Source organism: Rhodococcoides kyotonense (genome assembly GCF_900188125.1).
Lineage (GTDB): Bacteria > Actinomycetota > Actinomycetes > Mycobacteriales > Mycobacteriaceae > Rhodococcoides > Rhodococcoides kyotonense.
On record NZ_FZOW01000005.1, the window covers coordinates 1 to 13439 of the forward strand.

Here is a 13439-nt window from a genome sequence, read left to right on the forward strand (position 1 = left end):
CGAACCCGGAAGCTAAGCCCTCCAGCGCCGATGGTACTGCACCCGACAGGGTGTGGGAGAGTAGGACACCGCCGAACACACATTCCAGAACACCCTCGAACCACACGGTTCGGGGGTGTTCTGCATTCCACGCCATCCCAGACTCCCGCCGCAACCACACCACACCCCGGAACCCGCGTGAATGGCCCGTCCACACCATCAGATCGTATGAAAGGACCATTCACGCGATCCAGGTACGACGTCACCCGGACCGGGCCGACGTCGTGACCGCGTGAAAGTGCCGTCCACGCTGACAGACCGTATGAAAGGAGCATTCACGCGATCCAGGTACGACGGCACCCGGACCGGGCCGACGTCGTGACCGCTTGAAAGTGCCCTCCACGCTGACAGATCGTATGAAAGGACCATTCACGCGATCCCGGTCGGCAACCGATCCGCATCCGCACCGTCGGCGACTCCGGCACGATCGGCGACACCGGCACCCACCGTGACCGCGTGAAAGTGCCGTCCACGCTGACAGATCGTATGAAAGAACCATTCACGCGATCCAGGTACGACGGCACGACCGCTTGGATGGCCCGTCCACGCTGTCAGATCGTATGAAAGAACCATTCACGCGATCGGGGCCCCGCGGCGCGACCGCGTGAAAGTGCCGTCCACACCATCAGATCGTATGAAAGGACCATTCAAGCGATCAGGGGGCGTCGTGACGGAGGCGAAGAATTCGTACCCGATGCCCGCGATATCGACGCAACGACGGCGTTATCCGTCGGAGCGTCACCCAGGTTTCGGCGTTTTCAAACTGTGATCTATGACATCTTGCCTACCTGAACTCTGGATTTCCTCTGAGGAAAATTCGTCGAAATTGGAGCCGCAGATTTGTCGCTCGACCCTGGTCGCGGAGTCGGTCCGCGGGGATCGAGGGCGTTCGCGTGTCGGCAACGCCGCTGTCTACCGTCGTCGAATAGCGCTGTGCTGCATATCATCTGACACGCGACCAGGGAATTCAGGATCTCTACGGTGGGAATCCCGGTGCGCTGAGTCGATCTTGGTGTCCCCTCGCCGCTGATGGCGTCGGCGGGGTTTGCCCGGCCGTTACTGGACAGCGCATCACTGGAAGTAAGTCAATGTGTTCTCGGTCACTATTCCTTGAAACTTCTCGACCTGCACCGTTACCTGGTTGTGACCCATTTGCGACGCGTTGGTGACCATAGCGGGAACATGAGCTTCCCCGACCGCACCCGCTTCTCAGTTACAGAAGGCCGATGACCTCGGCTGCAATTTTGGAGCAAGACCTTGCACGTTTCAACATATGCACGTCGGATCGGTTTCGCCGCTGCGACGACCAGCGTCCTCGCCACGAGCGTCGTCGGCGTTACCCACGCCGACCACGCCGTCACCGTCCCCGTTGTCTCGGCGTCGGCAATCACCGAAACTGCCGCGAAGGGGTTCCCTGCCGGCTCAGTGCGGCAGGAAGTGCCTGCGGCGGCGAACGCCAGCGACCCGGTGCAGCAGCCTGAGGAGGCCCAGCCGTCGCAAACTGAGGACGTCACGGCTCAGACGGTATCGACCGACGACGGTGCTGCCGAGGTGCAGGCAGCAGCCGCGGTCCCGCCGCCGCCCCCGACCTTCATCACGGCTGCGCAACTTGCAGCGATCGTGCCGCAGGTTCCGGCGGACAAGCTCGCCACCTACGTCGCCCCGCTGAACGCTGCCATGGTCAGCGGTGGAATCGACAACCCGATCCGGAAGGCCGCCTTCATCGCGCAGTTGCTGGTCGAGTCCGACGGATTCCGCACGTTCGAGGAGTATGCGTCGGGCCGCGCCTACGAAGGACGTTCCGACCTGGGCAACACCCAGCCTGGCGACGGGCAGCGCTACAAGGGGCGCGGGGCCATCCAGGTGACCGGCCGACACAACTACGAGAGCATGAGCCAAGCCACTGGCGTCGACTTCGTCTCGAACCCTGAGCTGGTCTCATCGCCGGAGTACGCCTTCACCACCGCGGTCTGGTACTGGACGTCGCGCCACCTCAACCAGGCGGCTGACATCTCCGGAATCATCAAAGTATCCGAGCTCGTCAACGGCGGACACCACGGACTCGCGGAGCGTCTTGCTGCCTTCCAGCGCGGTCTCGACGCCTTCACCCGGTTGTGACGCTGCAGCTGTGACCGCGCAGAGCCGTCAGGACGTCGGGCTGGCCAGTACGGTTTCGGCCGATCGGCCGCGCAGCGCGACGGTGTCGCCGAACTTCCATCGCTCTGCCTCCGCTGCAGATGCGCCGTCGACCGTTGTCTTCGACGCGAGTATCGCGCCGGGGGAGTTCTTGGCGAGCTCGGACAAGCGTGCCGCTTCGTTGACCGGATCGCCGATGACCGTGTACTCGAACCGGGACTTGGCTCCGACATTGCCCGCGACTGCACGTCCCGACGCGACACCCACTGCTGCGCTGCACTCCGGCACTTCGTCGACGAGTCGGGTGCTGATCCGGCGGGCCGCTGCCAGTGCCGAGCCGCAGTGGTCGTCGATGTCGCCGGGAGCACCGAAGATCGCGAGAGCCGCGTCGCCCTCGAATTTGTTGATGAAGCCGCCGTGCTCGTCTACCTCGTCCACCACGACGTCGAAGAATCGGTTGAGCAGTTCGACGACCTCGGTGGGAGGTCGTGACGCAGCGAGCTCGGTGGACCCGACCAGGTCGATGAAGAAGACTGCGATGTCGCGCTCCTCGCCGCCCAGTTCGGGGTTCTTGGTGAGGGCCGCCTCGGCGACTTCCTGACCTACATGGCGACCGAACAGGTCGCGGATCTTCTCGCGATCACGGACGCCTTCGGCCATCCTGTTGAAACCGCTCTGAAGTTCGCCGAGCTCCGTGCCGTCGTACACGGCGAGTTGGACGTCGAGGTTTCCTCGCTCGACCTCGGCCATGCCGGATCGAACGTTGTTGATGGGGGCCGTCGTCGCGAAGCCGCCGAGCAGAGTCAGCAGCAGCCCGAAAATAAGCGTGATGCCACCGAGGGCCAGGATTGCAACGGCCATCTGCGTCGCGTCGGACGCATAGGGTCTGATGAAGCTGAAGATGGCGATGATCATGAGTCCGGATACCGGGACGCCGGTACCGAGGATCCACGACAGAATGGACCGTCCCATCACGCCGGCGATGCGGATGCGTCGGGGATCGCCCGCCTCGAGTGCGCGAGCTGCAGCAGGTCTCAAGGCGAACTCGCTCAGTAGATAACTGAAAGCACAGACAACCGTGCCGCCCGCGCCGATCGTGAATGCGACCTTCGGAATGGACTGCGGGTCGATGATGCCGTCGATCGTCGTGATGAGCGCCAGACCGCACGTCCACAGCACGATCTGAACTTGGGTCAGCTGCCACGGCATGGACAGCGTCGTGACCTGTTCCTGACGTGTGGGTGTGCGATCCTCGATGGCCCAGCGGAGTGCTCGCAGTGCACGCGTCGTACCCCACAGGACACCGACGGCGAAGGCGCACGCCACGTACACCGGAATCACGATGAAGTTGACCCACCAATACCGGTCCAGCCGAAGGACATCCGGTCCTGGCACGACGACGGACACGAGCACCCCGACGATCACCGCTCCGATGAGATTTGCGCCGAGCAGAAACGTCGTCAGAAGCAATTGGACTCGGACGCGGCGACGGCGAGGGGACTCGGATGTGTCGCCGAGGAGGCGCGATCCTAGTGGCGCGACGGATCTACTCGGTTGCGGCATGGTTGTCCTAGAGTAGCGGGCACTCTGGCTTAGGGTGGGCGAGTGCGTCTCGTAATTGCTCGTTGCCAAGTGGACTACGTCGGCCGCCTCACGGCTCATCTTCCCCCTGCTCGTAGACTTCTTCTGGTCAAGTCCGACGGCTCCGTCAGTGTTCACGCCGACGATCGTGCGTACAAGCCGCTGAACTGGATGAGTCCACCGTGCTGGATGTCGGAGACGGCCGAGGACGGGACCATGACGTGGGTCGTCACGAACAAGGCGGGCGAGGAACTACGCATCACGATCGATGACGTCGAACTGGATTCCAGCCACGAACTCGGGATCGATCCCGGCCTCGTCAAAGATGGCGTCGAGGCGCACCTGCAGGAACTGTTGGCGGAGCACGTCGAGACCCTCGGCGAGGGCTACACACTCGTGCGGCGTGAGTACATGACCGCCATCGGCCCGGTCGATCTGCTGTGCCGCAATGCCGACGGGGCCACCGTCGCCGTGGAGATCAAGAGGCGGGGCGAGATCGACGGCGTCGAACAACTCACTCGGTACCTGGAATTGCTCAATCGCGACCCAGTGCTCGCGCCGGTCAGTGGAGTGTTTGCTGCTCAGGTGATCAAGCCGCAAGCGAAGACTCTCGCAACCGACCGCGGGATCAGGTGCCTGACGCTCGACTACGACGTTCTGCGCGGCACCGACAGCACCGAGTTTCGGCTGTTCTGAACTTCTCTCCTACACTCGATACGTGCCTCGCCGGAACCATGATCGCAAGTCGAACCGGAAAAATGCCGGTTCGCGAGACTCGGCGCCCGATTCGATGATGGGTGGCGCTCGCGTCGAGAGTGGCCCTGCAGGATGGTCGGACGAGGAATTCACGACGCGCACGGTACCGGGCAACCGCGCCACCAAAACGTATCGGTGCCCAGGTTGTGACCATGAAGTTCGCCCCGGGGTGTCTCACATCGTCGCCTGGCCCACCGCAGACCTCGGTGGCCCGGAGAACCGTCGCCACTGGCACACGGGGTGCTGGTCGGGGCGCGGCACTCGCGGACTCACCAGGCGCTGGTCCTAGACCAGCGCCCAGCAGGGGTCACGACGAGGCGTCGGCCTTCTCCTTGTCGAGAACGACAGTGTCTTCCGTCGACGAATCTTCTTTGCCCGCAGCAGAGTTGGACTCGGGTGCGTCGAGCAGTTCACTTTCGCGGTTGACCGACGCGAGCATCGCAGGCACCGAATCGAGCTGGCCTCGGATACCCAGAAGCTGAGCGAGGACGCGGCTACGCAGCACGCGCAGCTCCTCGGCCAGTTCCTTCGAATGTGCGATCCGGCGCTCGGCCTGGTCGGTCGCAGCTTGCAGACGACGCGTGGACTCGGTCGTCGCCTCCTCGATGCGGTGGGCCGCGTCGGCTTTGCTCGACGCTTCGAGATCCTCGAGCGCCGCAAGGATCTTGGTCCGACGCTCGGCCATCGTGATCTCGAAATCCTCCTGGACCTTCGAGCGCTTGGCCTCGGACTCGGCAGCGAGTTGATCGCGCTCGGCCTGTGCGGCCTCGACGATCCGGGCAGCCTCGGTACGGGCCTGAGCCATGGTCTGCTCGTGTTCGGTCTCCAGCGCGGACCGACGATCTTCCAGTTCGACGACCAGCGACTCGTGACGACCGCGCAGCCGAGCGCTCTCCTGCTCCGCGACCGACACCATCTCCTCGGCCTCGGCGTGTGCCTTGGCGCGAACCTCGGATGCCTCGTCCGATGCCAGACGCAGCATGCGCGAGATGCGGTCGCTCATTCCCTCCGCGGTGGTCGGCGGCACCGAGAGTCGGTCGATGTCCTTACGGAGCTCGTCGATCTCGTCCCGTGCATCGTCGAGTTGCTTCGCGAGGTCGCGAGCTTGCGAAGCCGCCGCGTCACGATCCGCGGTGGTCAGCCTGAGCTCGGCATCGAACCGCTCGAAGTAGTTCGTGACCTCGTCACGGTCGAATCCTTTTCGGACGACGGAAAAGGGAAGTTGCACCCCAGTGCGCTCTTGCTCGTTGGCCATGGCGGTCAATTTACCGGTGCGTAGGTTCGAGAGCCATATGACTAATCAGTGAATCGGATTCTTGGCCGGTTCGACGAGTTCGACGAGCACCCCACCTGCATCTTTCGGATGAACGAAGTTGATGCGCGAGTCGGCGGTGCCGCGTCGGGGCGCGTCGTACAGCAGTCGTACGCCGCGGGAGCGCAGTTCGTCGGAGATTTCCTCGATGTCACTCACGCGGTAGGCGAGCTGTTGCAGACCCGGTCCGTTGCGGTCGATGAACTTGGCGATCGTCGAATCTCCGTTCAACGGAGCGAGCAACTGCAGCGCTGCAGAATCGGAGGAAGCGCCGGGGAACGACAGCATGGCCTCGCGCACACCCTGTTCTTCGTTGACCTCTTCGTGCGTCGACACCATACCGAGATGCTCGGAATACCAGGCGATGGCCACGTCCAGGTCGGGTACCGCGATTCCGACGTGATCGATGGCGGTGACGAGGTCGGACCGCAACGAGGGTCCAGCAGTAGCAGGCGTGGTAGAGGTCATACAGTCGACGTTAGCGTCACCTGTATCTCACCGCGCGTCGGGGCCGCCAGGCGAGGTGAGACCAGAGCCACTACAACGCGTCGTAGATCTCGGGCACAATGGTCACTCATGTTGAACTTCTTCGACCTGAGCACGACGGCCAAGCGTTTCCGATTTGTCGCAGTTCTCGAGGCGCTCACCTGGTTGGGACTGCTGATCGGGATGGCCTTCAAGTACATTCCCGCAGACGGCAACGAGATCGGTGTCAAGATCTTCGGACCGATCCACGGCGCGGTATTCGTTCTGTATCTGTTGATCGCGATCGTCACCGCAGTCAAGCTGAAGTGGAACGTCGTCACGACGCTGCTCGCGCTGGTCGCCAGCATCCCGCCGTTCGGCACCGTCGTGTTCGAGGTGTGGGCGGCTCGAGGCGGCAAGCTTGCGGAACTGAGCACGTCGCAGCCGTCGCTCGCGAAGGGCCCCGGAGTCGCGTAGGCGACCTGTCGGTAGTGAGAGAACCGGGTTAGTGACAAACTATAAGGCGTGACTCGACCCGGTTCCCGCTCGTCAGCCCGTCCGCCTGCAGCCGTTCCGGCCTCCATTGCAGGCGCAGTCGATCTCTCCGGACTGAAAGATCGTCCCGCCCCGCCGCCCGCGCCGGACAACGGCGACAGCGGAAGTGGCCTCGCACCGATCGTCGATGTCACGGCCGCGACATTCGAGGCAGAAGTGCTGCAGCGCTCGTCTCAGGTACCCGTCATCGTCGATCTCGGGTCCTCGCGCTCGCCGCAATCGGTGGCCCTGACGCGTCAGCTCGGGCAGTTGGCCGTCGAAGCCGGCGGCACCTGGGTGCATGCCCGTGTCGACGTCGACAGCAACCCGCAGATCGCGCAGGCGTTCGGCGTCCAGGCAATCCCGACGGTCGTCGCAGTGGCAGGAGGGCAGCCACTCGCCGATTTCCAGGGTTCACAGCCCGAGGACCAGCTCCGTAAGTGGCTCGAAGCGATAGAGCAGGCAACTGCAGGCAAGCTCAGCGGGCCTCCCGGGGCGGACCTGCCGGAGGAGGAGCCGGAGGTCGAGGATCCCCGTTTCGTCGCCGCCGAAGAAGCGCTCGACGACGGCGATTTCGACAAGGCCGTCGCCGCCTACCAAGCCATCATCGACGCCGAACCGACCAACACCGAGGCCCAAGCAGCGTTGCGTCAGGTGAAGTTCCTGGCACGCGTCCAGAACGTCGACGCCGATGCAGTCGAGCGGGCCGATGCCAATCCGTCGGATGTCGACGCGCAGATCGCGGCCGCAGACGTCGAATTGTCGGAGCAGAAGCCCGAAGCCGCGTTCGATCGCCTCATCGCTGGAGTCAAGCGCACAGCAGGTGACGACCGAACCCAGTTGCGGACACGCCTCCTCGAACTCTTCGAGCTGTTCGACGCCGGTGACCCCGTCGTCGTGTCGTCGCGTCGTAAGCTGGCCGCCGCGCTGTACTGACGCTCAGCGGTAGCGAACGTTGCACGCGTCGCGTCCGCCGAGGACTCCCGAGCGAAATGCGTCGACTCGGGAGAAACCGCTGGGAAGCGTCACCCCGTTGATGTCGCTGGCGGTCAGACCGTCGCTGAGCAGGCCAGATACGGCTTCGTCGAGGTCGCCGGGCGACAGCCACACTTCGAGGTTCGATGACGCGTCGAGATTCTCCGCGCTCAGGCCTGCGGTGATGACGCCGGACAGGCACGCCGACCTCAGCGCTGTCTGCGGATTGTCCAAGGGCTGACCGGCTTCCTTCTGCACCGCAAGGGTGTAGCGGGATGCGAACAACACGTAGGCGCTGTAGTCGCCGGAGACATTGAGCGGAATGACGTCGCCGCGTCGCGGCCGTTCCGCTGTACCGAGCTCGGCAAGTGCGTCGACGTCGACACCGATCGTGTTGGTCGACGCGCAGTACGACACCGGTTCGGTCGACGTGCCTTCAGGGCAGCCGGTGTCGGTGCCGTCGTAGGTGACCGTCGGTGGATTCTGCAGGGCGAGAAGGCTTTCGAACGATCGGACGAAGGCTTCGAGAGCCTCGACGGTGACGGGCAACTCGCCGTCGTCGTCGGTACTGCTGAACTTCTGAGGTAGATCGGCTCGCCGTGCGTCGATCTCCGCTTCATCGATCGCGGTACAGGCTGCGGCCCCGTCGGTGAATCCGATCTGGACTGCGGTGACGCGTTCGAACGCCGACCCGTGTACCGAATCCGGATCGTTCGGGTCGACGTCACGCACGGCGACTGTTGCAGCAAGGACTCCGTTGAGGCCGTCGGACGTGTTGATCGTGAAGTGCGGCGCATCGCCTTCGGCGACGTGCCGGATGAACGCGCCGGCGAAGCAGTCGGCCTGCTGTTCCGCGACGATGGTCGGGGTGTCGTCGCCGACCAATGCCGACTGATACTGAATTGCGTGGCCGTACTCGTGCGCGATGACCATGACGACCGACATGGGGCCGAACGCATCGATCAGCGCAGGCAGCAGTATGGTCCGATCCCAGCCGATGGTGCGATCACGTGAGCAGTACGCGGCGTTGGGGACTCCACCGGTGCGAGTGCCGCAGAACCGGGGTCCCTCACCCTCGTCCTCGCTCGCATCCCACGAGATCAGCTCCGACACCGGCTGAAATTTCTGGCCTTGGAACAGTTCGGGGTAGGTGTCGGTCCAGTACCGCTGAATGTCGTCGATCGCGTTGGTCGCGATGATGTCCGAGTCGGTGCCCTCCGAGCCCCGAACGTCGAGTGACGAGTTGGGCACTCCCGGACGAGGCCCGCTCGGTCCGTCGGTGACCGGTAGCCCGGCGACGGTGAACGGGTTCTCGTAGATGGACACCGCACGGCCGTCGACCGATTGACTGCACCCGGTCAGCAGTGCGAGTGCCATCAGGGCGGTCGCCCACAGTGTGTGTCGGGTACGACCGCCACTCATCTAACGCTCCAGTTTGATCCAGATCGCTCCGTTGGCGGGAAGCGCGACCTGTGCAGACGACGGTCGGCCGTGCCATGAGTGCGATGTAGCCGTTACCTCTCCGAGATTGCCCACACCCGAACCGCCGTACGAGGATGCATCGGTGTTCAAGATCTCGATCCAACGACCGGGCTCGGGTAATCCGACACGATAGTCGCCGCGTGTGACACCCGAGAAGTTGAAGATACACGCGACGACGGACCCGTCCGATCCGTACCTCAGGAAGCTGAGAACGTTGTTCTCGGTGTCGTTCGCGTCTATCCACGAGTAACCGCTGGGAGATGTGTCGAGAGTCCACAGCGCTGGATGCTCGCGGTAGACGGCGTTGAGGTCGCTGACCAAGGACAGGACGCCCCGGTGCAGGTCGCCCTCGTCCAGTTGATGCCAGTCGAGGCCGCGTTCCTCCGACCACTCGCGTGTCTGGCCGAACTCCTGGCCCATGAACAGCAACTGCTTGCCGGGGTGGGCCCACATGTACGCGAGCAACCCGCGCATACCGGCGGCCTTGGCGTAGTCGTCGCCGGGCATTCGGGTCCACAGTGTGCCCTTGCCGTGGACGACTTCGTCGTGGCTGATCGGCAGGACGTAGTTCTCGCTCCACGCGTACACCAAGGAGAACGTGATCTCGTGGTGGTGGAAGCTTCGGTGGATGGGGTCGCGGCCCAGGAAGCCCAGGGTGTCGTGCATCCACCCCATGTTCCATTTCATGTTGAAGCCGAGTCCGCCGACGCTCGTGGGACGCGTGACGCCGGGCCATGCCGTCGACTCCTCCGCGACGGTCACTACGCCCTGGAACTTCTTGTGCACCGTCGCGTTCATCTCCTGCAGGAACGAGACTGCCTCGAGGTTCTCTCGGCCACCGTAGATGTTCGGAGTCCACCCGCCTTCGGGGCGGGAGTAGTCCAGGTAGAGCATCGAGGCCACTGCGTCGACGCGGAGTCCGTCGATGTGGAACTCGTCGAGCCAGAACAGTGCATTGGCGACGAGGAAGTTGCGGACCTCGCGACGACCGAAGTCGAACACGAGTGTGCCCCAGTCGAGTTGCTCACCGCGTTTGGGATCGCCGTGCTCGTAGAGGGGACCGCCGTCGAACCGGGCGAGGGCCCATTCGTCCTTGGGGAAGTGTGCAGGCACCCAGTCGACGATGACGCCGATGCCCTTGGCGTGCAGGTGGTCGACGAAGAACCGGAAGTCGTCCGGGCTGCCGAACCGCGACGTCGGCGCGTAGTACGACGTGACCTGGTAACCCCACGATCCGCCGAACGGGTGCTCTGCGACGGGCAGCAGCTCGACGTGCGTGAAGCCGGTCTCGAGCACGTAATCGGCCAATTGCTCGGCCAGTTCCCGATATCCGAGGCCGGTGCGCCACGACGCGAGGTGCACCTCGTACACGGACATCGGGGCCTGCGTCGGCTCGATCGCCGCCCGCGCCTCCAGCCAGTCGTCGTCGGCCCACTCGTACGACGTCTCCGTCACGACAGATGCTGTCGCAGGCGGGATTTCGGTGGCGAACGCCATCGGGTCGGCCTTGTCCCGGACAACACCGTCGGACCCGTGGACCCGGTACTTGTAGACAGTGCCCGGCCCGATGTCCGGAACGAACAGCTCCCATACTCCGGTGGACCCGAGCGCGCGCATCGGGAAACTCTGGCCGCTCCACCCGTCGAAATCTCCGACGACGGTCACGCCGGACGCGGCGGGTGCCCACACCGCGAACGACGTGCCACTGACGTCGCCGTCGGGAGTGGTGTAGTTCTGCTGGTGCGCGCCCAGAATGTCCCAGAGTCGTTCGTGGCGACCTTCGCCGAACAGGTGAAGGTCCAACTCGCCCAGCGTCGGAAGGAAGCGGTACCCGTCAGCGGACTCCGATTCGTGACCGCCGGGCCATGTGACGACGAGTCGGTAGTCCATCAGGTCCTCGTACGGAACGAGGACGCTGAAGACACCGTGTGCGACGTGCGTGAGCGGATGGTCCTTGCCCCCGATGCGGGCGACGACGGACTCGGCATTCGGCTTGAGCGCGCGGATCGCAGTGCCGCCCGGCACCGGGTGGGCGCCGAGCACCGAGTGTGGATCGTAGTGTCGCCCTTGGGCTATCAGGTCCAGGTCACCCGTACTCGGGGGTGCGATGTCGACGCCTGTCGGATGTTCCGTCATGTCGGTTCCCACTCACTTCCGGTTGCCGCGGTATGCCAGTTCGAGCCGTGCCGGGTAGGGGACAGGGGGAAGCGACAAGATGTGCGCCACTGCCTTCCACGGCTCCAATCTGACGAAATTGGTTTGCCCCCAGTTGAACTGCTGGCCAGTGACCTCGTCGGTGACCGTCATCGTGTCGTGCCAGTCGTGACCGAGTTGCGGCATGTCCAACCAGATCGTTCCTTCTTCGGGGCCGAACGGGTTCAGATTGACGACTACGAGAACCGAATCACCCGTGGATGGATCGAGTTTCGAGTAGGCGATGAGCGCATCGTTGTCCACCGAGTGAAAGTGTATGTTGCGCAACTGTTGTAGCGCGGGATGCGATCGGCGAATCCGGTTCAGTGCGGCGAGCCACGGCTCCAACGATTCACCGCGTGCCAGTGCGCCCTCGAAGTCACGCGGACGCAGCTGGTACTTCTCCGAATCGAGGTATTCCTCGCTGCCGGGTCGCACGGCTTGGTGCTCGTACAGTTCGTAACCCGAGTACACGCCCCACGTGGGAGACAGCGTCGCCGCCAAGGCCGCTCGCAACGCGAACATGCCGGGACCACCGTGCTGGAGACTCTCGTGCAGAATGTCCGGGGTGTTGACGAAGAGGTTGGGCCTGGCGTCGTCGGCGCGGCGTGCGTGCTCCTCGGCGAACTCCGTCAGTTCCCACTTCGCGACACGCCAGGTGAAGTACGTGTAGGACTGCGTGAATCCGCGCATGGCCAAGCCGTACATGCGAGCCGGCCGCGTGAAGGCCTCCGCGAGGAAGAGGACGTCGGGATCGCTCTTCTTGATCTCGGCGATCAGCCATTCCCAGAAGTCCGGTGGCTTGGTGTGCGGGTTGTCGACGCGAAAGACCTTCACACCCAACGAGATCCAGTGGCGGACGACGCGCAGCACCTCGTTGTAGATGCCGCGCCGATCGTTGTCGAAATTGACCGGATAGATGTCCTGGTACTTCTTCGGTGGATTCTCGGCGTAGGCGATGGTGCCGTCCGGGAGAACCGTGAACCACTCGGGATGCTTGGCGGCCCAAGGATGATCGGGTGCAGCTTGCAATGCGAGGTCGAGCGCCACCTCGAGATCCAGCGCGCGTGCCGCGTCGACGAATGCACGAAAGTCGGACTCGGAGCCCAGCTCCGGATGGATCGCGTCGTGCCCGCCGTCCTTCGAGCCGATTGCCCACGGCGAGCCGACGTCGTCGGGTCCCGGAGTCAGAGTGTTGTTCGGCCCCTTGCGATTAACGCTGCCGATCGGGTGAATCGGTGGAAGATAGACGATGTCGAAGCCCATACGAGCGATGCGGGGGAGCTGCTCGATGGACGTCGCGAACGTGCCGTGACGGGGCGAGCCGTCGTCGTTCCACCCGCCCGTCGAACGCGGGAAGAACTCGTACCAGGCGCCGTTCAGCGCCAGGGAGCGGTCGACCCACACGTTGATCGCGTTCGAACGAGTGATCAACTCGCGCAGAGGATGTTCGCGGAGCAACTCGGCGACACCCGGCGCGAATGCTGGTGCGACGCGCGCGGGCAGTTGACGGTCGGTGTCGCGCAACGCCGCGGCGACCTCGTGCAACACGGACCTGTCCCCGCGCGGAACGCCTTTCGCTGCGCGTTCGAAGATCTGCGCGCCGGTCTCCAGATCGTTTGCGAGGTCGGATGCGCTCTGTCCGACTCCGAGCTTCGCCTCGACGGCGTGCCGCCACGTGGCCACCGGATCGCTCCAGGCCTCGATGCGGCAGATCCAGTACCCAGGCGCGGTGGGCGTGAAGAGGGCGTCGAACGTATCCGGCTCACGTCCGGGTGTCATCGTTATTCGTAAGGGAGTGCGGATACCTGGCCCGCGCACGGCGAGAGTCGCCGCTACTGCGTCGTGACCTTCCCTCCACACGTCCGCCGATACCGGAAATGCCTCGCCTACCACCGCTTTCGCGGGGTACTTTCCGGTAGTCGTGTCTGGAAGGACATTGTCGATACCGAGTCGACCTGTCACT

At 64.0% G+C, this 13439-nt stretch carries 12 protein-coding genes and 1 rRNA gene; 6 read left to right on the plus strand and 7 right to left on the minus strand.

Features of this window, described 5'->3' with window-relative positions:
* Positions 1–77: ribosomal RNA gene (rrf, locus tag CHB96_RS30500) — 5S ribosomal RNA — on the plus strand; the annotation flags it as partial.
* A 331-nt stretch (positions 78–408) separates the two neighbouring features.
* Here the strand turns inward: rrf and CHB96_RS09670 are convergent.
* Positions 409–612, minus strand: a complete 204-nt coding sequence (locus tag CHB96_RS09670; protein ID WP_089245539.1) for a hypothetical protein — start codon at positions 610–612, stop codon at positions 409–411.
* A 684-nt stretch (positions 613–1296) separates the two neighbouring features.
* Between CHB96_RS09670 and CHB96_RS30070 the strand changes: the two genes are divergently transcribed.
* Positions 1297–2157, plus strand: coding sequence for a glycoside hydrolase family 19 protein (locus CHB96_RS30070; protein ID WP_245865417.1), 861 nt, complete (start codon positions 1297–1299; stop codon positions 2155–2157).
* 27 nt (positions 2158–2184) lie between these two features.
* Here CHB96_RS30070 and CHB96_RS09680 read toward each other — a convergent pair whose 3' ends face one another.
* Positions 2185–3738 carry an adenylate/guanylate cyclase domain-containing protein gene (locus tag CHB96_RS09680; protein ID WP_089245541.1) on the minus strand — a complete coding sequence of 518 codons (1554 nt, stop codon included), beginning with the start codon at positions 3736–3738 and terminating at the stop codon, positions 2185–2187.
* Between the two features lie 42 nt (positions 3739–3780).
* Here CHB96_RS09680 and nucS point away from each other — a divergent pair, with 42 nt between their 5' ends.
* Together nucS and CHB96_RS30075 are read left to right on the plus strand one after the other, a co-directional pair.
* Entirely contained in the window at positions 3781–4452 is a 672-nt protein-coding gene (nucS, locus tag CHB96_RS09685; RefSeq protein WP_089245543.1) for an endonuclease NucS, read from the plus strand.
* Between the two features lie 22 nt (positions 4453–4474).
* The gene (locus tag CHB96_RS30075; protein ID WP_089245545.1) at positions 4475–4801 is read left to right on the plus strand and encodes an Rv1322 family protein; all 327 of its coding nucleotides are present in this window, start codon (positions 4475–4477) and stop codon (positions 4799–4801) included.
* A gap of 18 nt (positions 4802–4819) precedes the next feature.
* Here the strand turns inward: CHB96_RS30075 and CHB96_RS09695 are convergent, their stop codons facing one another.
* Positions 4820–5767 carry a coiled-coil domain-containing protein gene (locus CHB96_RS09695; RefSeq protein ID WP_089245547.1) on the minus strand — a complete coding sequence of 316 codons (948 nt, stop codon included), beginning with the start codon at positions 5765–5767 and terminating at the stop codon, positions 4820–4822.
* Between the two features lie 45 nt (positions 5768–5812).
* Positions 5813–6292 (minus strand): methylmalonyl-CoA epimerase, encoded by a 480-nt coding sequence (mce, locus tag CHB96_RS09700; protein WP_089245549.1) that lies wholly within the window; start codon positions 6290–6292, stop codon positions 5813–5815.
* A gap of 108 nt (positions 6293–6400) precedes the next feature.
* Between mce and CHB96_RS09705 the strand changes: the two genes are divergently transcribed.
* Together CHB96_RS09705 and CHB96_RS09710 are read left to right on the plus strand one after the other, a co-directional pair.
* Positions 6401–6766 (plus strand): DUF3817 domain-containing protein, encoded by a 366-nt coding sequence (locus CHB96_RS09705; protein ID WP_089245551.1) that lies wholly within the window; start codon positions 6401–6403, stop codon positions 6764–6766.
* A gap of 105 nt (positions 6767–6871) precedes the next feature.
* Entirely contained in the window at positions 6872–7759 is an 888-nt protein-coding gene (locus tag CHB96_RS09710) for a tetratricopeptide repeat protein (protein WP_089246117.1), read from the plus strand.
* Positions 7760–7762: 3 nt separating this feature from the next.
* Here CHB96_RS09710 and CHB96_RS09715 read toward each other — a convergent pair whose 3' ends face one another.
* Genes CHB96_RS09715 through CHB96_RS09725 form a run of 3 tightly spaced genes read right to left on the minus strand, consistent with a single transcriptional unit; the run spans position 7763 to position 13438 of the window.
* Positions 7763–9220, minus strand: coding sequence for a metallopeptidase (locus tag CHB96_RS09715; protein ID WP_089245553.1), 1458 nt, complete (start codon positions 9218–9220; stop codon positions 7763–7765).
* Positions 9221–11416 (minus strand): 1,4-alpha-glucan branching protein GlgB, encoded by a 2196-nt coding sequence (glgB, locus tag CHB96_RS09720; RefSeq protein ID WP_089246119.1) that lies wholly within the window; start codon positions 11414–11416, stop codon positions 9221–9223.
* Between the two features lie 12 nt (positions 11417–11428).
* Entirely contained in the window at positions 11429–13438 is a 2010-nt protein-coding gene (locus CHB96_RS09725; RefSeq protein ID WP_089245555.1) for a maltotransferase domain-containing protein, read from the minus strand.
* Position 13439 lies beyond the last annotated feature (1 nt).

Coding starts and splice junctions, on each gene's coding strand:
- CHB96_RS09670 (WP_089245539.1), bottom strand. CDS start 612: ATGGTTCTTTCATACGATCTGACAGCGTGGACGGGCCATCCAAGCGGT.
- CHB96_RS09680 (WP_089245541.1), bottom strand. CDS start 3,738: ATGCCGCAACCGAGTAGATCCGTCGCGCCACTAGGATCGCGCCTCCTC.
- CHB96_RS09695 (WP_089245547.1), bottom strand. CDS start 5,767: ATGGCCAACGAGCAAGAGCGCACTGGGGTGCAACTTCCCTTTTCCGTC.
- mce (WP_089245549.1), bottom strand. CDS start 6,292: ATGACCTCTACCACGCCTGCTACTGCTGGACCCTCGTTGCGGTCCGAC.
- CHB96_RS09705 (WP_089245551.1), top strand. CDS start 6,401: ATGTTGAACTTCTTCGACCTGAGCACGACGGCCAAGCGTTTCCGATTT.
- CHB96_RS09715 (WP_089245553.1), bottom strand. CDS start 9,220: ATGAGTGGCGGTCGTACCCGACACACACTGTGGGCGACCGCCCTGATG.
- glgB (WP_089246119.1), bottom strand. CDS start 11,416: ATGACGGAACATCCGACAGGCGTCGACATCGCACCCCCGAGTACGGGT.